The 19,121-nt window shown below is 64.3% G+C and carries 19 protein-coding genes; 12 read left to right on the forward strand and 7 right to left on the reverse strand.

From position 1 onward, the window contains the following. The first annotated feature begins 126 nt into the window (after positions 1 to 126). On the forward strand, positions 127 to 1,320 hold the full coding sequence (locus ASD45_RS14585) for an MFS transporter (protein WP_056912142.1): 1,194 nt from the start codon (positions 127 to 129) through the stop codon (positions 1,318 to 1,320). A gap of 18 nt (positions 1,321 to 1,338) precedes the next feature. Here ASD45_RS14585 and ASD45_RS14590 read toward each other — a convergent pair whose 3' ends face one another. Next, positions 1,339 to 1,572 (reverse strand): tautomerase family protein, encoded by a 234-nt coding sequence (locus ASD45_RS14590; protein ID WP_056912143.1) that lies wholly within the window; start codon positions 1,570 to 1,572, stop codon positions 1,339 to 1,341. A gap of 196 nt (positions 1,573 to 1,768) precedes the next feature. Here ASD45_RS14590 and ASD45_RS14595 point away from each other — a divergent pair, with 196 nt between their 5' ends. From ASD45_RS14595 to ASD45_RS14605, 3 genes are all read left to right on the forward strand, one after another. Further along, positions 1,769 to 2,017, forward strand: coding sequence for a hypothetical protein (locus ASD45_RS14595; protein ID WP_056912144.1), 249 nt, complete (start codon positions 1,769 to 1,771; stop codon positions 2,015 to 2,017). Between the two features lie 413 nt (positions 2,018 to 2,430). Further along, entirely contained in the window at positions 2,431 to 2,640 is a 210-nt protein-coding gene (locus ASD45_RS14600) for a hypothetical protein (protein WP_056912145.1), read from the forward strand. A 202-nt stretch (positions 2,641 to 2,842) separates the two neighbouring features. Next, positions 2,843 to 4,012, forward strand: coding sequence for a hypothetical protein (locus ASD45_RS14605; protein WP_244485374.1), 1,170 nt, complete (start codon positions 2,843 to 2,845; stop codon positions 4,010 to 4,012). Between the two features lie 30 nt (positions 4,013 to 4,042). On the opposite strand, the gene ASD45_RS14610 is transcribed toward ASD45_RS14605, so the two are convergent. The 3 genes from ASD45_RS14610 to ASD45_RS14620 form a co-directional block, all read right to left on the reverse strand. Beyond that, entirely contained in the window at positions 4,043 to 5,335 is a 1,293-nt protein-coding gene (locus ASD45_RS14610; protein WP_056912146.1) for a TRAP transporter large permease, read from the reverse strand. 12 nt (positions 5,336 to 5,347) lie between these two features. Further along, positions 5,348 to 5,857, reverse strand: a complete 510-nt coding sequence (locus ASD45_RS14615) for a TRAP transporter small permease (protein ID WP_056912147.1) — start codon at positions 5,855 to 5,857, stop codon at positions 5,348 to 5,350. Positions 5,858 to 5,950: 93 nt separating this feature from the next. Further along, complete coding sequence (locus ASD45_RS14620) at positions 5,951 to 6,946, reverse strand: TRAP transporter substrate-binding protein (RefSeq protein WP_056912148.1); 996 nt, start codon at positions 6,944 to 6,946, stop codon at positions 5,951 to 5,953. A gap of 149 nt (positions 6,947 to 7,095) precedes the next feature. On the opposite strand from ASD45_RS14620, the gene ASD45_RS14625 reads away from it, so the two are divergent. From ASD45_RS14625 to ASD45_RS14660, 8 genes are all read left to right on the forward strand, one after another. Further along, on the forward strand, positions 7,096 to 7,833 hold the full coding sequence (locus ASD45_RS14625) for a FadR/GntR family transcriptional regulator (protein ID WP_056912149.1): 738 nt from the start codon (positions 7,096 to 7,098) through the stop codon (positions 7,831 to 7,833). 146 nt (positions 7,834 to 7,979) lie between these two features. Continuing rightward, positions 7,980 to 8,777, forward strand: coding sequence for an NAD(P)-dependent oxidoreductase (locus ASD45_RS14630; protein WP_056912150.1), 798 nt, complete (start codon positions 7,980 to 7,982; stop codon positions 8,775 to 8,777). Positions 8,778 to 8,867: 90 nt separating this feature from the next. After that, positions 8,868 to 10,592: an NAD-dependent malic enzyme gene (locus ASD45_RS14635; protein WP_056912151.1), complete on the forward strand. Its 1,725-nt coding sequence runs from the start codon at positions 8,868 to 8,870 to the stop codon at positions 10,590 to 10,592. 176 nt (positions 10,593 to 10,768) lie between these two features. Then, positions 10,769 to 12,859, forward strand: a complete 2,091-nt coding sequence (locus ASD45_RS14640; protein ID WP_082540849.1) for an autotransporter domain-containing protein — start codon at positions 10,769 to 10,771, stop codon at positions 12,857 to 12,859. Positions 12,860 to 13,019: 160 nt separating this feature from the next. Then, positions 13,020 to 13,652, forward strand: coding sequence for a LysE family transporter (locus ASD45_RS14645; protein ID WP_162249431.1), 633 nt, complete (start codon positions 13,020 to 13,022; stop codon positions 13,650 to 13,652). Beyond that, positions 13,652 to 14,065, forward strand: a complete 414-nt coding sequence (locus ASD45_RS14650) for a thioesterase family protein (protein WP_056912154.1) — start codon at positions 13,652 to 13,654, stop codon at positions 14,063 to 14,065. Before ASD45_RS14645 ends, ASD45_RS14650 begins: the two co-directional genes overlap by 1 nt. 154 nt (positions 14,066 to 14,219) lie before the next feature. Next, on the forward strand, positions 14,220 to 14,546 hold the full coding sequence (locus ASD45_RS14655) for a hypothetical protein (protein ID WP_056912155.1): 327 nt from the start codon (positions 14,220 to 14,222) through the stop codon (positions 14,544 to 14,546). A 9-nt stretch (positions 14,547 to 14,555) separates the two neighbouring features. Further along, positions 14,556 to 16,346: a glucan ABC transporter ATP-binding protein/ permease gene (locus ASD45_RS14660; RefSeq protein ID WP_056912156.1), complete on the forward strand. Its 1,791-nt coding sequence runs from the start codon at positions 14,556 to 14,558 to the stop codon at positions 16,344 to 16,346. A gap of 12 nt (positions 16,347 to 16,358) precedes the next feature. Here the strand turns inward: ASD45_RS14660 and ASD45_RS14665 are convergent, their stop codons facing one another. From ASD45_RS14665 to ASD45_RS14675, 3 genes are all read right to left on the reverse strand, one after another. Beyond that, positions 16,359 to 17,060 (reverse strand): outer membrane protein, encoded by a 702-nt coding sequence (locus ASD45_RS14665; RefSeq protein ID WP_056912157.1) that lies wholly within the window; start codon positions 17,058 to 17,060, stop codon positions 16,359 to 16,361. Positions 17,061 to 17,218: 158 nt separating this feature from the next. Then, the gene (locus tag ASD45_RS14670; protein WP_056912158.1) at positions 17,219 to 17,875 is read right to left on the reverse strand and encodes a TetR/AcrR family transcriptional regulator; all 657 of its coding nucleotides are present in this window, start codon (positions 17,873 to 17,875) and stop codon (positions 17,219 to 17,221) included. Next, a complete protein-coding gene (locus tag ASD45_RS14675; RefSeq protein ID WP_056912159.1) occupies positions 17,872 to 19,026 on the reverse strand; it encodes a 5-methyltetrahydropteroyltriglutamate--homocysteine S-methyltransferase in 1,155 nt (384 codons plus the stop codon). The genes ASD45_RS14670 and ASD45_RS14675 overlap by 4 nt, the downstream gene beginning before the upstream one ends. Between the last annotated feature and the right edge of the window lie 95 nt (positions 19,027 to 19,121).

A 19,121-nucleotide genomic window follows, 5' to 3' on the forward strand; every position in this document is an offset into this window, starting at 1 on the left:
GCCGGTCCCAACCGGCCGTAAGCGTCTAACGTCATTCAACGCAATCAACGACCGTCGCCGGTCGGATTGCGTTTTTTGTTGCCCGCAACGCGGGGCCGTTGGCGACGCGCACCATCAGGGAATGCCATGACGTCCTCAGCGACACGAAACCCGGCCGACAGCCAACTGCTGTTGCTGACCGCGGTCCTCTTCATCTCCTATCTTTGCGTTGCCATGCCACTGCCCATTGTGCCGGTCTTCGTGACCGCGCAACTGGGCATGAGCAATCTTTTCGCCGGGCTCGGCGTCGGCATCGCTTTCCTGGCCACCATCCTGTCGCGCGGCGTCGTCGGCACGCTCACCGACCGCCGCGGCGCGCAGATCGCCGCGCGACGCGGGCTGGTGCTCTATGCCGTCGGCGCCGTCGTCGCGCTGGCGGCCGGCCTGCTCGCCGCCACGCCGATCTTCGCCTTCGCCGTGTTGCTGGGCGGCCGCCTGCTCGTCGGCCTCGGCGAAAGCCTGATCACCGTGAGCGTCGTCTCGTGGGGCGTCGGCATTGTCGGCCCTGCACGGTCGTCGCGTGTACTCGCGGTGATGGGCGCGGCGATATACGGCGCGCTCGCGATCGGCGGCCCGCTCGGCGTCGTGCTGCTCGATCGCATCGGATTTGCCGGCACGATGGCGATCAGCGCGGTGCTGCCCTGTATCGGCTTCGTGATGACGTTGTGGCTGCCGGCGGTCGCCGCGCATCCGGACGCCGAGCGGCCGTCATTTATCAGCATTATCGGCCGCATTTTCTGGCATGGCGCCATCGTCTGCCTGCAGGGAATCGGCTTTGCCGCCATTGGCGCGTTCTTCGTGCTGTATTTCCGCGATCAGCACTGGAGCTATGCCGGGCTGGGTCTCACTGCCTTCGGCGCCGGCTTCGTTCTGGTGCGGGTGCTGTTCGGCCATATGCCGGATCGCGTCGGCGGCCTACCGGTGGCGATTGCCTCGCTCGCCGTCGAGTTGATCGGCCAGATCCTGATCTGGATGGCGCCGCACCCGGCCTTCGCCCTCGCCGGGGCCTTCCTCACGGGGCTCGGTTGCTCGATGGTGTTTCCATCGATGGGCCGCGAAGTGATTCGCCTGGTCGAGCCGCACTTGCGCGGCACCGCGCTCGGCGGCTTCGCCGCGTTCCAGGATATCGCTTATGGGCTGACGGGCCCGCTGGCCGGTCTGCTCGCCGACCGGGCCGGCTACAGTCGCGTGTACCTGATCGGCGCACTGGGCGCGGCAGCGGGTCTCGTCATCGCGCTCGGACTTAATCGCAGGCAGCGGCGCCGAACACGGACGCCGTAAGGCTTTGCCTGGGGCCGCTCACTTCGGCGGGTCATAGCCCGGCGCCTTGAAGATGGTGTCGAGCTTCGCCGCGATGTCGGGACGGTACACCGTGGCGCCCCAATCGTCGGGCGCCACGTCTTCGATGCCGACCGAGATCGACTTCTCGCTGCTGCCGAGCGTGTCGATGAGGGTCTTGGTGAGCGCGTGAGCGAGTTGCTGCTTGACCTCGTCGGATCGACCAGCGAACATTTTGACGATAATGTGCGGCATGACGGAGCTCCAGTTCCTGCGCCTGGCAATCCAGACTAATCCCTTTGGTCGCAAGACGTTAACGATACCACCAGCGGTAAACCCTCGGGGGATCGAATGCCCCGAACGGCCACTGGATTGCCTCAGTTTTATGACTATATAGAGGGAGCAAATCCATGCCGGTTTTGCCGTGTGGCCCGGCCGCTCTGGAGACATCATGAAGACTATCGACTATTCCGCGCCGGCGGAGCTTTTTCCGTCGCGTAACCGCAAGGTCGCGAGCAAGGTTCGCTATCGCCGTTTTGACAAGGCCTCCGAGGCGATCCGTTTCGCGGTCGAGGAACTGCCGGAAGCCCAGCTTCTCGGCGCCTATATCGAGATCAATGAGGCTCGCCTGAGCCACCAGGATATTCGGGCGCTCTACGAGAGCGACGCCTACCCGCTGAAGCGCGCGGCGAACGCCTGACGCCAAGACTGCTTTATAAATAAGCAAGAAAACGCCCGGCCCCAGTGCCGGGCGTTTTCTTTTTGGCGATCTGCTCCGGCCACCTTCATTGCCTGCGCCGCGCCCGTGCGCCGTCGCACCCCGCACAATTAAAAACAAACCATCCGGGCCGCGCAGGTTGCGCGGGGGCCGCGGCGTTGAATGACCGAGGGCCAGACAGCTGGTGTCTGGACGGCTCAAGCCGGCGCCCCGATCACAGGGTTTCACTGTTCCGTGAAAGGGGCAGCGGAACCACCCGACGCTCCCCACGTTGTTTGTACGAAGCAGCGCCGGAACCTTCGCTTAACGTGAATATACGCCTGTTTAGTGTACCGAACGCCGCAACCATTTACGCCATAGGTCATCCCGAAGCGGGACGCCTGGAGGACACTGAGATGAACTGGTCGATGTACACGGCCGATCGCACCACCCACCTCAAGATAGTGGTGGTCGGCCTTTTCGCCGCGCTGGTGATCGCTGTCATCGGCATCTCGGCAACGCAGATGAACCTTGGCGTCGACGTGATGTCGGCGCAGGGACCGCAAGTTTACAAGGCCGGCCAGCCCATGGCGGTTTCGGTGCGCCAAGACACCGTGATCCGCTAATCGGCCACGAGTTCTGACTGGACGAAGCTGACTGACGCTGAAGATTGAATTGAACTGACGGGACTGAACCTCCCCCAAGACTTGGCGCGCCGGTGTTTCGGCGCGCTTATTTTTTGCCGCGACCATAGCGCGCGGCTCGGCCGCCGGGCCTTGCGTCGCCGCGCAAATGCCGCAGGGTGGTGCGAAAGCCGAATCACCTGGAGTGACCTTTCCCTTCATGCTGCGCCGCGCCGTCCTCACCGCTTTCATGGCTCCGTTTGTCGTCACGCTGTCGGCCTGCGCGCCCGGGCTGCCGGCCGGTTCGACATTTGCCGCTGCCGGTGATTACGAGAGCAAGCTCGCGGCCTATGAGGCGGCGCGGCGTCCCTATGAGGCCGCGGCCGAGAGCTATTGGGACGCTGTCAGCGACAAGCGCCGCATCCGCAACGCCAAGCGACGCAACAACGAACAGATTCTGCTCGAGGACTACGTGCTCGAGCAGCCGCCGGTCTATACCGGGCCGCCGCGGCCGCGGGATCCCAATGCGCCACCCGGGCCACAGCCCGGCGAGCGGGCGCCGGTTCCGGTGATCGCCGACTTCCTCGCCAATGCCAAAAGCCAGTTCGGCTTCGCGCCCGATCTGCCGGCGAGCGACAGCGACTTCAAGCGCGCCTATGCCCGCGTTGCGCTCGCCGAAGGATTGACGCGCGAGCAGATCGTCGGCGTCTATGCCTTCGAGACCGGCGGCAACGGCACCTTCGACACGCAGGCCGGCGTGACGCCGAAGCGCGCCACCGCGATCTCGCCGGCCGTCGGTTACAACCAGTTGTTGTCGACCAATTCGGTCTCGATGCTGGCCGAGCACGCCCCGCTGATCCTCAATGCCTTGCGGCAGAAAGAGCGCGCGCTGCAGGGCGAGGCGAAGCGCGCCATGACGCGCAAGATCGAAGCGGTGCGGCGCATGATCGCCTACGCCAAATCGGTGCCCGGCAAGTGGAGCGAATATGATCGCCTCGCCAAGCAGACCGCCGGCGGCATCGGCATCCACGCCATCGTGCTCGACATCGACATCGGCCCGCTGGTGCAGACGCAGAAACTGCTCAACTCGGTGCACTTCGCCCGCATGAAGGGCTACCACACGCCGCTGACCGCGCCGGAGTTGGAGCTGATGAACCTGACCGGCGACTCGACAGGTCTCGACATGGTGACGATGCCGGCCGACTTCCGCAGCCGTGTGCCGACGGCCAACTTCTTCCAGCAGATCGGCTACGAGCGCAATCCGGTGGCGCGCCGCACCGGCGTGGTCGGCAACCTCATCGCCGACATCGACGGCCAGATGCAGCGCGGCGCGCAGAATCCCGGCGCCCGGGAACTGGCGGCGGCAGCACAGTGAGCGCTGCCGCGATACGGTTTCCTCCGCCGCTCAGTAGGCGCCGACGAACTTCGGCAGCCACAGCGACAGCGCCGGCACGAAGGTGACCAGCATCAGGACCGCGAACATCACGCCGTAGAACGGCCAGATGCCCTTCATCACGTCCTCGAGCTTGACCTTGCCGACCGCGCAGCCGACGAACAGCACTGAGCCGACCGGCGGCGTCAACAGGCCGATGCCGAGGTTGAGCAGCATGATCATGCCGAAGTGAACAGGATCGACGCCGAGCTTCACCACCACGGGCAGCAGGATCGGCGTACAGATCAGGATCAGCGGCGCCATGTCCATCAGGCAGCCGAGCACCAGCAGCATGCAGTTGATCAACATCAGGATGACGTATTTGCTGTCCGACACCGACAGGAAGAACGCCGTGATCTTGGACGGCATCTGCATCAATGCCATGACGTAGCCGAAGCTCGAGGCCATCGCGATCAGCGTCATCACCATCGCCACGGTCTTGAGCGTGCGATGCACGAGGCCGGGCAGGTCCTTCCACTTGTAGTCGCGGTAGATGAACATAGTGACGCAAAACGCCCAGACGCAGGCAACGGCGCCGGCTTCGATCGCGGTGAAGATGCCGAGCAGGATGCCGGCGATGATGATGAACACCGTGATGAGGCCCCACAGCGCCTCGATGCTCATCTTCATGGCTTCCTGGAACGGCACGCGGTCGCCCGTCGGGTGGCCGTCGCGATAGGCGATGAAGATGACCAACGCGATCAGCGATACGCCGAGCAGCAGGCCCGGCACCACGCCGGCCATAAACAGACTGATGATTGAGATGGTGCCGCCGGTCGCCAGCGAGTAAATCACCGCATTATGGCTCGGTGGCACCAAGATCGCCTGCAGCGAGGCGCTGATCGTGACGTTGGTGGCGAAAACGCGCGGATAGCCGACCTTCTCCATTTGCGGGATCAGCACAGAACCGATCGCCGAAGTATCGGCGACTGACGAGCCGGAAATGCCGGACAGGAAAGTAGTGGCGAGAATGTTCACCGCGGAGAGACCGCCGCGGACGCGCACCAGGCCGACAATGACGTTGGCGAGCGCCACCAGGCGCCGCGCCATGCCGCCCTCGGCCATGATGGCGCCGGCCAGCACGAAGAAGGGAATCGTCAGCATCGCAACCTTGCTGACGCCGTTCGAGATCTGCAGCATCACCGCTTCCGGCGGGATGCCGATCCATAGCGCGCCGGCCAGCGCACCGATGCCCAGCGAATAGGAGATCGGCATGCCGATGGCGAAGCAGAGGAACAGGGTTCCGAGAAGAATGAAAAGGTCCATGGCGGGCGGCTCTTACTCGACGGGCAAATGCGGATCGGTGCCGGCGGACGCCGGACGACCGATGGTCAAGTGCTCGATGATGAACAGCAGCGTGAAGAAGCCGCCGATCGGGATCGGGGAATAGACGATGCCGACACTCAGCCAGGGAAACTCGGGGATCGTATTCTGCGACGTGGCAATGCAGAGCTTGACGCCATACACGATCATGAAGACCGCCATGACCCCCATCAGAACCTCGACGAGAAAATCGGCGACGGCGCGCACTTTCGGCGGCAACAGGTCGGCGGCTACCGTCACGCTCATATGCAGGCCGAGCCGGTAGCAGGCTGCGGCTCCGAAGAACGTCACGACGATAATGAGCAGAACCGCGGCCATTTCCGGCCAGGAGGCGGCGCTGTTGAGCACGTAGCGGGTGAATACCGCCCACGGCATGATCAGGGAGACCGCCACCATCGCGATTCCGGCGATGACGGCACAGACAAAATAGGCCTTGTCCATTGCCGACCGGTAGAGATTGGCCATGTGTTTTCCTGCCGCGCCGCGCACGGCCCTCGACGTGAACGCGCCACGCCTTGTCCCGCTGTAGGGACGAGGCGTGGCGGCGAACGCTTCAGTTTAGTTGGTGCCCTGGATGCGCTTGATCATATCGGCGTATTTCGGACCGTACTTGTCCCACACCGGCTTGACCGCGTCCTGGAAGGCCTTCTTGTCGGCATCGGACACCTGGGTGATGGTCACGCCCGAGGCCTTGGCCTTTTCCATGGCCTTCTTCTCGTATTCGTCCCACAGCTTGCGCTCTTCGAGTTGCGCCTCGCGGGCGAACTTCTTGACGTCGGCCTGCTCTTCCTTCGACAGCGAGTCGAAGATCTTCTGCGACATCACCACCATTTCCGGCACGATCAGGTGTTCGTCGATCGTGTAGAACTTGGCGACGGTGTAGTGATTGTCGAACACGTAGCTCGGCGGGTTGTTTTCGGCGCCGTCGATGACGCCGGTTTGCAGCGACGAGAACACCTGGTCGTAGCCCATGGCGATGCCGTTGGCGCCCATCGCGTTCGCCATGTCGACGAAGATCGGGTTGCCGATGACGCGAACCTTGAGGCCCTTGAGGTCGGCCAGAGTCTTGATCGGCTTCTTGGTGTCGTAGAAGTTGCGCGCACCGGCATCCATCCACGCGAGGCCGACGAGGCCCTTGCCGCTCTTGGTCACGGCATCGAGCAACTCCTGGCCGATCGGGCCGTCGATGACGTGACGCATGTGCTCGGTGTTCTTGAACACGTAAGGCAGGTTGACGACGTTGAGCGCATCGACCACCGGGCCGAGAGCGCCGACCGAGACACGCGCGAAAGCGATGGCGCCGACCTGGGCCTGCTCGATCGCTTCCTTTTCGCCGCCCAATTGCATCGACGGGAACATCTGCACGCTCAGGCGGCCGTTGGTCGCCTTCTCGAGCTTCTTGCCCATGTTCTCGACGGCTTCCACCGTCGGATAGCCGGTCGGGTGAACGTCGGATGCCTTCAGCACCAGCTTGTCGGCGGCGAAGGTGCTGCCGGCAAACATAGTCGAAGCCGCCAGAACACCGGCGGCCAGAATTGCTCTGCGTGTAGTCATGATGGATACTCCTCCCCAATTAAATTGCTGCATTGCTCTGCGTCGTCGGGCCGCGCGGCCGCGGATTGATCGACGGAGCACCGCGTGTTAGTTATCAGGTCATATGATGACCAGACCGGCGCGACCCGGTCAAGGTCGAGGGACGGCGTTTGACGAAAAATCTTTCTCTCCTAAGACCGATCCAGGCGCCGCGCGGGCTCACCGGCGAGATCGTCGCGCGGCTCACCGCCGACATCATGAGCGGCAAGCTGCTGCCCGGCTCGCGATTGCCGACCGAGCAGGAAATGATCGCGGCCACCGGCGTTTCACGAACCGTGATCCGCGAAGCCGTGGCGGCGCTGCGCGCCGACAAACTGGTGGTCAGCCGTCAGGGCATCGGCACCTTCGTTGCGGAAAAAGTGCGCCGGCCGTTCCGCGTCGAGTTCGACGAACATTCCACCTTGCGTGACGTGCTCAATGTCATGGAATTGCGCACCGGCGTCGAAGTCGAGGGCGCGGGGCTCGCCGCCGAGCGCGCCACGCCGGCCCAGATCAAGAAGATCACCGAGCGCTTCGACGCCATTCAAGCCGCGATCGACGCCGGCGCCAACGCAGTGGAGGAAGACTTCGCCTTCCACTGTGCCATCGCCGAGGCCACCAACAATCAGCAGTTCAAGGGTTTCCTCGAATATCTCGGCAGCGTCGTCATTCCGCGCCAGACCGTATGGGGGAGCACTGCGCCGCTCCTGAGCCGTAACAACCTCACGCTTTTCCAGCGCGAGCATGCCAAGATCCTCGCCGCCATCCGCACCCACGATGTGCAGAAAGCGCGCGCCGCCATGCACGCGCATCTCGGCAACAGCCGTGATCGCCACCAGAAACTTGCCGCCGAGTTGGGGATTAAGTAATTCGCCTTCTGCCTCGGCAGATCAGCTCATCACCGTCATGCCCGGCCTTGTGCCGGGCATCCACGCCTTCCTTTCTTGAGAGGGCAAGGATGGCCGGGACAAGCCCGGCGGTGACGAAGGACTAGGTCAACTGGGAAGAGACTAGCATGAAACTCCTCGTCACCGGCGCTGCCGGAGGGATCGGCACGCGCCTGCGCCAAATGCTGCCGGCCATTTATGATGACATTCGCTGGAGCGACATCACCAAGCCGGCCGACCTCGCGCCTGGCGCGGAGTTCGTTGCCGCCGATCTGGCCAAGATGAATGAGGTCGAGAAGATCGTCGCCGGCGTCGATGGTATCGTCCACCTCGGCGGCTTCTCGGTCGAAGGCCCGTGGGAAACCATCCTGCAGGCCAACATCATCGGCTGCTACAATCTGTTCGAGGCCGCCTATCGCGCGAACGTCAAACGCGTGATCTTCGCCACCTCGAACCACGCCGTCGGTATGTATCCGCGCGACCAGAAGATCGGCGTCAACGTCACGGTACGTCCGGACTCGCGCTACGGTATCTCCAAGTGCTTCGGCGAATCCGTCGGCGCCTTCTATGCCGACAAGCACGGTATGCGCGTCACATGCATCCGTATCGGCAACTTCGCCGACACGCCAATCGACAAGCGCCGGCTGTCGATCTACCTGCACCCGGAAGATCTGGTGCAGCTCCTGCGCATCGGCCTGGAGCATCCGGAGATCAAATACGAGATCTTCTACGGCGCCTCGGACAACGCCGCCGCCTGGTGGGACAATTCCAACGCCCACAAATTCGGTTACCGGCCGAAGCACAAGTCCGAGGATTTCCGCGCCGAGGCCCTGGCGGCCCAGGAAAAATTGCCTGCCGACCCGATCGGCGACTATTTCCAGGGCGGCAGCTTTTCCAGCGCCGAGTACGACGCCGACAAGCGCTAAAGCTAACCACGCGTGCGAAAACGTCATGCGGCAACGGCCGGCCCTATGCTATAGGGTCGGCATTGGGATCACGTTGCCGGGACTTGCGTTTTGCTCACCACCTCGCCCACTCGACCAGACACGATCACCCTGCCGGCCGACCTCTTCGGATACCGCCTTCTGGCCGACCCGCGCCTCAACAAGGGCACGGCGTTCACCGAGGAAGAGCGGTCCGCCTTCCTGCTCCATGGCCTGTTGCCGCCGACCGTGGTCTCGATCGAGGAGCAGGCGAACCGCCGTCTCCGGGCCTTCCGCGAATTCCATACTGATCTGGAGCGCTATGCTTTCCTGCGCGACCTCCAGGACACCAACGAGACCCTGTATTACGCCCTGCTCGGCCAGAACGTCGAAGAGCTGCTGCCCATCGTCTATACGCCGACCGTCGGCGCCGGCTGCGCCTCATTCAGCCGGCTGTTCCGCAAGCCGCGTGGCGTGTTCCTGTCGATCCCGCACCGCAAACAAATCCGCCAGATCCTGTCCAATCCGCAATTCGACAAGACCGAGGTCATTGTCGTCACCGACGGCGAGCGCATTCTCGGCCTCGGCGACCAGGGCGCCGGCGGCATGGGCATCCCGATCGGCAAGCTGGCGCTGTACACCGCCTGCGGCGGCGTCGACCCGGCCACCGCGCTGCCGATCCTGCTCGACGTCGGCACCGACAACGAGACCAACCTCAACGATCCGCTCTATATCGGCTGGCGGCACAAGCGCGTGCGCGGCGAGGAATATGATTCATTCGTCGCGGAATTCATCGCCGCGGTGACCGAGCGCTGGCCGCATGTCCTGCTGCAATGGGAAGACTTCGCCAAGGCGAATGCCACCCGGCTTCTCGACACCTATCGCGACCGGCTTTGCAGCTTCAATGACGACATTCAGGGCACCGCCGCGGTCGCGACCGGGACGCTGCTCGCGGCGATCAATGTCACCGGCGAGCCGCTGACGCAGCAGCGCATCGCGATCCTGGGCGGCGGCTCGGCCGGCTGCGGCATCGCCAACCTACTGATGGCGGCGATGATCGACGCGGGGCTCGACCGGCAGGAAGCGGCGAGTCGCTTCTATCTCGTGGACAAGGACGGCCTGCTCACCGAAGGCATGAACGATCTGGCGGCGTTCCAGCAGCCTTTCGTGCAGAAGCGCGAAGCGCTGGCGCACTGGAATCTCGGCAATCCGAGCCGCATCACCTTGCTCGACGTCATCTACAACGCCAAGCCGACGGCGCTGATCGGCGTCTCGGCGCAGGCCGGCGCGTTCACCGAAAGCGTGGTGCGCGGCATGGCCCGCCACAACAAACGGCCGATCGTGTTTCCGCTGTCGAACCCGGTGTCCTGTGCCGAGGCGACGCCGGCCGATGTCGAGATCTGGAGCGAAGGCCGCGCCTTGATCGGCGCCGGCTCGCCCTTCCCGCCGCTCAAGCGTAACGGCCAGCCTTTCGCAGTCGATCAGACCAACAATTCCTACATCTTCCCGGGCGTCGGCCTGGGCGCCATCGCGACGCGGGCGCGGCGCATCACCGACACCATGTTCATGGCCGCCGCCAAGGCGCTGGCCGAGATGTCGCCGGCGCGGCACGATCCGAACGCCAATCTCTTGCCGCGCGTCACGCAGTTGCGCGAGGTCGCCATCGATGTCGCCATCGCCGTCGGCAAGCAGGCTTATGCCGAGGGTCTGACCGAGGGCATCGACAGCGAAGCCGACATCGAAGAAGCCGTGCGCAATAAAATATGGGTCCCGCGCTATCTGTCTTATCAGCGCTCCATGGCCGGCCCCTATGTCTGACGGGGCGTAACGGGATGATGGCGGCCGGCGACGTCGAGGAGTTTGACATGACGTCCCAATACTTGCCGTCACGTCTCAAATCGTAATCCAGACAACGTTTGCTACTTCAATCCTGAAATCTCCGAATGTATGACGCGAGATGCCGGTAACGGCGCGTCAATCGCTCGGGGGTTGCGATGAACATTTGTCGTGTTGCAGGAACCGTTGGCATAAAAGGGCTCGCGCTCTCGACGCTCTGCTGCGGTGTGCTTGTGTCTTCTCCGTCGTTTGCGCAGTCGTCGAGTTTTCAGGGCGTGGGATTTCTGCCCGGCGGCACATACAGCCGGATGTCAGGTGTCAGCGCCGACGGTTCGATTGTTATCGGCTATGGCAGCAGCGCCGCAGCTGCAGGCAACGATGAAGCCTTTCGCTGGACGTCCGCCACCGGCATTGCGGGGCTGGGTCTCCTGCCGGGAGCCACTTACAGCTATTCGAATGGCATCAGCGCCGATGGCCTGACGATCGTGGGCGAAAGCGACAGCGCGGCGTCGGGCAACTCGAGCGAGGCATTCCGCTGGACGCAGGCAACCGGAATGGTCGGCCTCGGCTTCCTCACTGGCGGGACACAGAGCAATGCCAGAGCCGCGAGTGCCGATGGCTCGGTCATTGTCGGCGCTGGCGACAGCGCGGCTGCAGGCGGCAACTACGAAGCCTACCGCTGGACGCAAGGCACCGGCATGGTCGGCCTGGGCTTCCTGGCAGGCGGCTCCGAAAGCTACGCCACCGGCGTGAGTGCAGACGGATCTGTGGTGGTCGGCGGCAGTGCCAGCACGGTCGCGGGGGGCAATTACGAAGCGTTCCGCTGGACGCAAGGCACCGGGATGGTCGGCCTCGGTCTGTTGGCGGGCGGCACGCAAAGCAACGCCTCCGCCGTCAGCGCCGATGGCAACGTCGTGGTCGGCTTCGGGACCAGCGCCGCGGCGGGCGGCAATTACGAAGCGTTTCGCTGGACGCAAGGGACCGGCATTGTCGGACTGGGTTTTCTGCCCGGCGGCACGAGTAGCTCTGCCAACGCCACGAACGCTACTGGTTCAGTCGTGGTCGGCCACAGCAGCACGGCGTTCGTCGCCCAGGAGGCGTTCCGCTGGACGCAAGCGAACGGCATGCAGTCGGTGAACGCGCTGCTCGTCGCAGCCGGCGTCAATACGACCGGCTGGTCGCTCGAGAGGGCAGACGGCGTCTCGTCGGCCGGCAATATCATTGTCGGTTCCGGCGTCAATCCCGGCGGGCAAGCCGAAGCATGGATCGCGCGCCTGTGCGACTTTCCGGCGAACGCATGCGCGGCGCCCAGCCTGATCACGCTCTCCAATCAATTGCAGTCACTGTCCAGTCTCGGCGCCGTCGGCCAAACGGCAAGCGCCTCCCTTGCCGGCAATTTCGGCACGGTTACCAGCGAGGTGATGCAGAACGGGAACGCAACGAAGAATGGTTCGCGCTTCTCGATGTTCACCGCGTTCGGTTACGACAGCGATCCGACAGTCTCGGGCACGCTTGGCGGCACCGCCAAGCTCAACGATCGCGGCCTTTTGGCCGGCGCGACCGTGGGCGCCGACAACATTCACACGACCAACATGAGCGACGGCGGCTCGGCGCGCATGAACGCAGGCACCGCCGGCCTCTTCATTGCGCAGGTGCCGGAGGAAGGCCTGCAATGGCTGATCGGCGCCAATGCGATCTATCTCAGCGGCAGAATTACACGCGGCTATATCAATGGAGCCAGTCAGGTCAATTCGACCGGATCGACGCATGGCACGGGCTATGGCCTCGCCGGTCGGATCGGCTACACCTTCGCCGATCTGTTGCCGCGCACGCGAGTGACGCCTTTCGTGTCCTACGCCTACACCCGTGTTGGATTCTCGGGCTACACGGAGAGCGACGGCCCGGTACCCGCGATGATGGATTCCTTCCATGACATTCAGCAGGTATCGCGTGTCGGCGCCGATCTACGCTACACGTTCAGGCCCGGCCTCTGGTCCTGGGGCACATTGGCTTGGGGTCACCGGCTCGACGGCGGTCAGGGGCCGGACGTCTCCGGCACGCTGATCGGCTTGTTCCCGCTGTCCGCCAGCGGTGGGACAACCACCCAGCGAGACTGGCTTGAGGCCACCGCCGGCGTGCGTTTCGGACTGTGGACGAACGGCGCGATGACCGCGTCCCTGACCGCCAATGTGCCGACACAAGCGCCGACGACTTACTTCGCCCGCATCGGCCTGTCGCAGGCCTTCTAGAATTCTTCTGACATTACTGGTGACGAGAGGACGGCGTGGGGCCGCCCGAAACGCGTCGGCTGCCCCCTTCGTCGGTCGCGTTGATTTGTGCTACGAGTGGTGCCCGGTGCCGCAAGGCGAACCGATCGGCTCGCGGCGCAAACACGCTCTGAAAAAGCCCATGTCCCTCACCGCCACCCTGCTCCAGCTCTCCCTCCTCCACATCCTCATGGCCATGATCCCCGGCCCGAACACGGTAGTCGTCAGCTACGTGTCGGCACGGGTGTCGCGCCGCGCCGGGATGATGGCGGTCGGCGGCGTCGTGCTCGGCTCGGCCATCTGGGTAACATTGTCGATGTTCGGCGTCGGCGTGCTGCTGCTGGAGGCTGGCTTCCTCTATCGCGCGCTGCGCTGGCTCGGCGCCGCTTATCTCGTCTATGTCGGCATCCGCATGCTGCGCGCCGGCATAATGCCGATCGACGCGCAGCGGCCGCCGCAAGCGGCGCGCGCGCCGCTGCTTGCCGGCCTCTTGACGACATTATCCAATCCAAAGTCCGCGGTGTTCTGGACAAGCGTCTTCGTCGTCGTGGTGCCGGCGCATGCGCCGGCGTGGTTCTATGCCGCGGTGGTGGCGCTGATCGTCGTGCAATCCTTCGCCTGGTACGCTTTCGTCGCGCTGGCGCTATCGACCAATTTCGCCCGCCGGCACTATCTGCGCTTCGCGCAATGGCTCGACCGCCTCGCCGGCGTCATCATGATCGGGCTCGGGCTGCGGCTCGCTTACGAACTGCGCAACGAACTGGTCGGACGCTGATGCAGCACGGCGATTATCCCCACTGGTCCCGCGACACCATCCGTTACGGCGACACCGACAGGCAGGGCCACGTCAACAACGCGGTGTTCTCGACCTTCCTGGAAACCGGCCGCGTCCAGTTTCTGATGAATTCCGGCCGGCCGATCCGCGCGCCGGGAACGAACTTCGTCATTGCCCGCCTGGTCCTCGACTTCAAGGCCGAGATGCTGTGGCCCGGCGAAGCCAGCATCGGCACCCGCGTCAAGAGCATCGGCAGGTCGTCGTTCACGCTGGAGCAGATCGTGATGCAAGGCGATACCGTCACCGCCGCCGGCGAAACTGTTATGGTGATGGTCGATGAAAGCACGCGCAAATCGTGCCCATTGCCCGAGGCGTCGATCGCGGCGCTGAAGGAGATGCAGGTCGCGCCCTGAAGTCGTTTAGAACTCCGCTCGTCGCCTGCGCATGGCCGTCCGACGGACGGCGCTGTTCAGAACGGTTGTGAGCGGGACCCGGTCGTTGTCATCGATTATGTGTTAAAAAGGTACTGGGGCCCCCCGCTTTCGCGGAGGCGATCGGAGATAGTGGATGCGGTACGACACACAACTGGGCGCGACGACATCGATATTCGTCGTGCTGCTCCTCGCCTCCCCCTCCGCCGCCCAGGACATCCGCGGCCTCGAAGTCTGCACCGCCGAGAAGCAGATGGAGCGCCGCACCTCCTGCCTGCAGGCCAATACCGACTTCCTGCAGCAGGCACTGGAGCGCAGCCGCCGCGACACGCAGAAAAAGCAGGCCGCCGCGGATGCCGAGATCGCGGCGTTGAAAACGCGCATCGCCAAGCTCGAGGACGACCTCGCCGGGCTGATGAAGGCCGCGGCCGACGCCAAGAATCCCGCCACGCCCAAGAAGTAACCGGCTGCCATGGCGCTCATCCGTCTCTACACACGCGTGCTGGCTCTGCTTGGTTCAGAGGCCCGTCTCGCCTGGGCCATTGCCTTCGGCAATCTCGCGCTCGCCGTAGCGCAATTCGCCGAGCCGGTGCTACTCGGCCGCATCATCGACACGCTAAGCGTGGGCCAAGCCTCCGGCACGCCACCATCGTGGCAGAAGCTCTCGGCGCTGATGTCGGCCTGGGCCGGCTTCGGCATCTTTACGATCGTCGCCGGCACGCTGATCGCGCTGTATGCCGACCGCCTCGCCCATCGCCGCCGCCAGGTGGTGCTGACACGCTATTTCGAGCACGTGCTCGAACTGCCTTTGTCCTACCACGGCAACACCCATTCCGGCCGCCTGATGAAGGTGATGCTGGAAGGCACCGACGCGCTGTGGGGCCTGTGGCTCGGCTTCTTCCGCGAGCACTTTGCCGCCATGATCGGCCTCCTGGTGCTGCTGCCGGTGTCGCTCATCATCAACTGGCGGCTGGCGAGCCTCTTGATCTTGCTCTGCGCTGTCTTCGCGTTCCTGACCGCGATCATCGTGCGCAAGACCGGCAGCATGCAGGAAGAGGTCAATCAGCATTACTCCGACCTCGCCGAACGCGCCTCCGATACGCTCGGCAACATCGCGCTGGTGCAGAGCTTTTCGCGGCTCGAGCAGGAGGTGACCGAGCTCAGGCAGATCGTGGAGAAGCTGCTGGCGGCGCAGATGCCGGTGCTGTCATGGTGGGCGCTCGCCACCGTGCTGACGCGCACCGCGACGACACTCGCCGTGCTGGCGATCATCGTCGTCGGCACCTGGCTCACGTTGCGCGGCGAAGCCTCGATCGGCGAGATGGTCACCTTCATGAGCTTCGCGGGCCTGATCATCTCCCGCATGGAGCATACGGTTGCCTTCGTCGATGATCTGGTCAGCCATGCCGGCCAGCTGATCGAGTTCTTCCAGGTCTGGGACACCGTCCCGGACATTCGCGACCGGCCAGGCGCCATCGATCCGGGACGTCTCACCGGCAATATTCGCTTCAACGATGTGTCGTTTTCTTATGACGGCCGCCGGCAGGCCGCCGATCATCTGAACTTTTCGGTCAATCCGGGCGAGACCATCGCGCTGGTCGGCGCCACCGGCGCCGGCAAATCGACCGCGATCGCGCTGCTGCACCGCGCCTTCGACCCGCAATCCGGCAGCATTGAAGCCGACGGCCGCGATATCCGCGACATCAAGCTCGCGGCACTCCGCCGCAACATCGGCGTCGTGTTTCAGGAGGCGCTGTTGTTCAACCGCTCGATTGCCGAGAATTTGCGCGTCGGCAAGCCGGATGCCAGCGACGACGAGATTCGCGACGCCGCCCGGCGCGCGCAAGCGCTGGAGTTCATCGATCGCAAGTTCCATGGCTTCAAGGAAGTGGTCGGCGAACGCGGCCGCTCATTGTCCGGCGGCGAGCGCCAGCGCCTGTCGATCGCGCGGGCGCTGTTGAAGAACCCGCCTATCCTCATTCTCGACGAGGCGACCAGCGCGCTCGATGCGGCCACCGAGAGCAAAGTCATGGCGGCGCTCGACGAGGTGATGAAGGACCGCACCACCTTCGTCATCGCGCACCGGCTGTCCACCGTGCGCAACGCCACGCGCATTCTGGTGTTCGAGCACGGCCGCATCATCGAAAGCGGCACGTTCGACGAACTGGTGGCGCAGGGCGGCCGCTTTACTGAACTGGCAAAAGCGCAGTTCATGGTGGCGGGAGATAAAGCGCGGGCGTTCCAAACGCCTTCGCCGGGGTGAGCGCAGCTCGGCTTACCAGTGATAGTTCAAGCCGGCGCGCACGATGTCTTCGGTGATCGGCGTCTTCAGCGTGTTGGTGCCGGAGGCCGCGCCCATGAAGGTCGCCGTGCCGAGGTCGATGTGCAGATACTCGGCCTTGGCGCTCCAGTTCTTGGTGAAGCCGTATTCGACGCCGGCGCCCGCGGTCCACCCTGCCTTGGTGTCGCGTGACGTCACGCCCGGCTGCACCGCCTTGATGTCGCCGTAGGCCAGACCGCCGGTGACGTAAGGCAGGAAATTGCCGAAGGCATAGCCGAGCCGCCCGCGCGTGGTCCCGAACCAGCTCTGCTCGGTGCGGCACTGGCCGCCGCCGTCGGTGGCGCAGACGCCGCCGCTCGCGGTCGAGCCGGAGAGCTTGGCCCAATCGATATCGCTTTCGAGACCGAACACGGTATTTCCGAGTTGCCAGTTGTAGCCAATCTGGCCACCGAGCAATCCGCCGTTGGTGCTGAACTTGCCCGAGCCGGTGCCAAGCGCCGGGTCGTCCCAGCTCGAACGGCCCATGCCGTAGCCGCCGTTGACGCCGAGATAGAAGCCACGCCAGTCGAACGCCTGTGGCGGCGCCTGATAGACCGGGGCGGCCTGCGGCGCGCGCGGCGGCACGTCAGCCGCCAGCGCCGGCGCGCTCAGCACCGCCGCAAAAACTCCGGTCAGCAGGATCGTCGAAAGCTTCATACCAATACTCGTTCCAACGCCGATAACGCACAAAACGCGTTGGCGTTGCGTGCCACGCGTCCTGGAATTTAGGTAGTTACAACTTGGTCATGGAAAAAGGCCCGGCCATGACGGTGGCCGGCACGGAGCGCCGCGGTTCCGCCGCCGATTGGCCGCAATCAGCGGCCGCGGCCGCCATCCGCTTCGTCTTTCGACAGAAAATGCGGTGCCAGGTCGCGCCATTCGCGCAACGCCGCGTGGAAGTCGGCCTGTGGCACCTGCCACACCGAGGTCAGCGCCATGCCGCGAAGCAGATATTGTGTCGCCCGCACGAAAGCCCGCACGCGGTTGCCGGCGTAGCCCTCCTTCACCAGCGCATCGATCCAGATGTCGTCATGGCTCTGGCGATACTCGTCGTAGAGGTCGTGAAATATTTTCGACAGCGTTCTGTCGGTGCGCGCAGCCATCTGCAGTTCGAGCAGCGCCAGATAGACGCGGCTCAGGAAAAACGACTCCGAGTCGCTGAGGAAGCGGTCGATGGTGGAACTGCCGTCGAGGCCGCGCGCCAGTTCGCGCGCGTGTTCCTGCGCCCGGATCAGCGCGGCGCGCCAGGCCGCCGCGATCAGATCGTATTTCGACGGAAAATAGTTCTCGCGCGCGCCGCGCGACACCTTGGCGCGCTTGGCCACGGCGATGGTGGAGAAGCGGGCATAGCCCTCATCGACCAGCAGATCGATGGCCGCGTGCAGGATGGCATCCTGCGTGGCGCGGCGGCGTTCCTCCTGCGTGCGCCGCGCCGGCTTCGATGCCGGCGCGACGCCACGTTTCGTCGTCATCGGCCGCCCCAGACCTCGTTCGCCACCTCGACCACCAGCGCCAGTTTGTGCCGTTCGATCTCCTCGGTGATCTTGTTGCCGTGATGGCTGGAGGCAAAGCCGCATTGCGGGCTGAGGCAGAGATCCTCGAGGCGGACATATTTCGTCGCCTCGTCGATGCGGCGCTTGAGGCCGTCCTTGGTTTCCAGTTCCGGCGTCTTGCTGCTGACCAGACCCAGCACGATCTTCCTGCCCTTCGGCACGAAGCGCAGCGGCTCGAATCCGCCGGCGCGCTCGGTGTCGTATTCGAGGAAGAAGCCATCGACGTCGGCGCGGTTGAACAGAACTTCCGCCACCGGATCGTAGCCGCCTTCCGCCATCCACATGCTCGTGGCATTGCCGCGGCAGGTGTGCATGGTCACGGCATGCGATGGCTCGCGGCCCTTGGTGATCGCGTTGACGATGTCGGTGTACAGCACCGCCAGCGAGGCCGGATCCTCGCCATCCTGCGCCACCTGGCTGCGGATTGTCGGATCGCACATCGTCGCGAATGACACGTCGTCGAGCTGCAGATAGTCGCAGCCGGCAGCGCGCAGATCGGCGATCTCGGCGCGGTAGGCGCCGACGACATCGGCCCAGAACTCGGCCATGTCCGGATAGGCAGTCTTGTCCACGACCTTGCGGCCGCCGCGCATGTGCATGTAGGTCGGCGACGGAATGCAGAACTTCGGCGTGCGGCTCGTCACCGACTTCAGATAGGCGAAATGGTCGACCATGATCGGCCGGCTGCGCTTCACCTTGCCGGCGACCACCAGCATCGACGAGGTCTGCGCGGTGACGCCGCCCTCGCCCTTGAAGTTGACCGCGTAGTTGCCGTGCGTCCATTTGATGCCATCGAAGCCTGACAGGAAATCGACGTGCCAGAAGGCGCGGCGGAATTCGCCATCGGTGACCGATTGCAGGCCGACCTCTTCCTGCAGTTTCACCACCTCGCGGATGGCGCGGTCCTCGACGGCGCGCAACTGCTCTCTGGTCATCTCACCGCGTTCGGCCTGCTCGCGTGCTTCCTTGAGATAGACCGGCCGCAGCAAACTGCCGACGTGATCGGCGCGGAATGGCGGCCGGTGCTGAGTGGCGGCTGGGCTCGCAGCTTGGCTGGCTTGCGCGGACATCGAATTCCTCCCGGCTGTGGTGGCGCGGCGCAACGAAACGCGCGCGTCATCGGTTGGCCACAGCCTAAGGCGGCCGGGAGCGGCAATCAATAATA

The organism is Pseudolabrys sp. Root1462 (genome assembly GCF_001426945.1).
In the GTDB taxonomy this organism is placed as follows: domain Bacteria; phylum Pseudomonadota; class Alphaproteobacteria; order Rhizobiales; family Xanthobacteraceae; genus Pseudolabrys.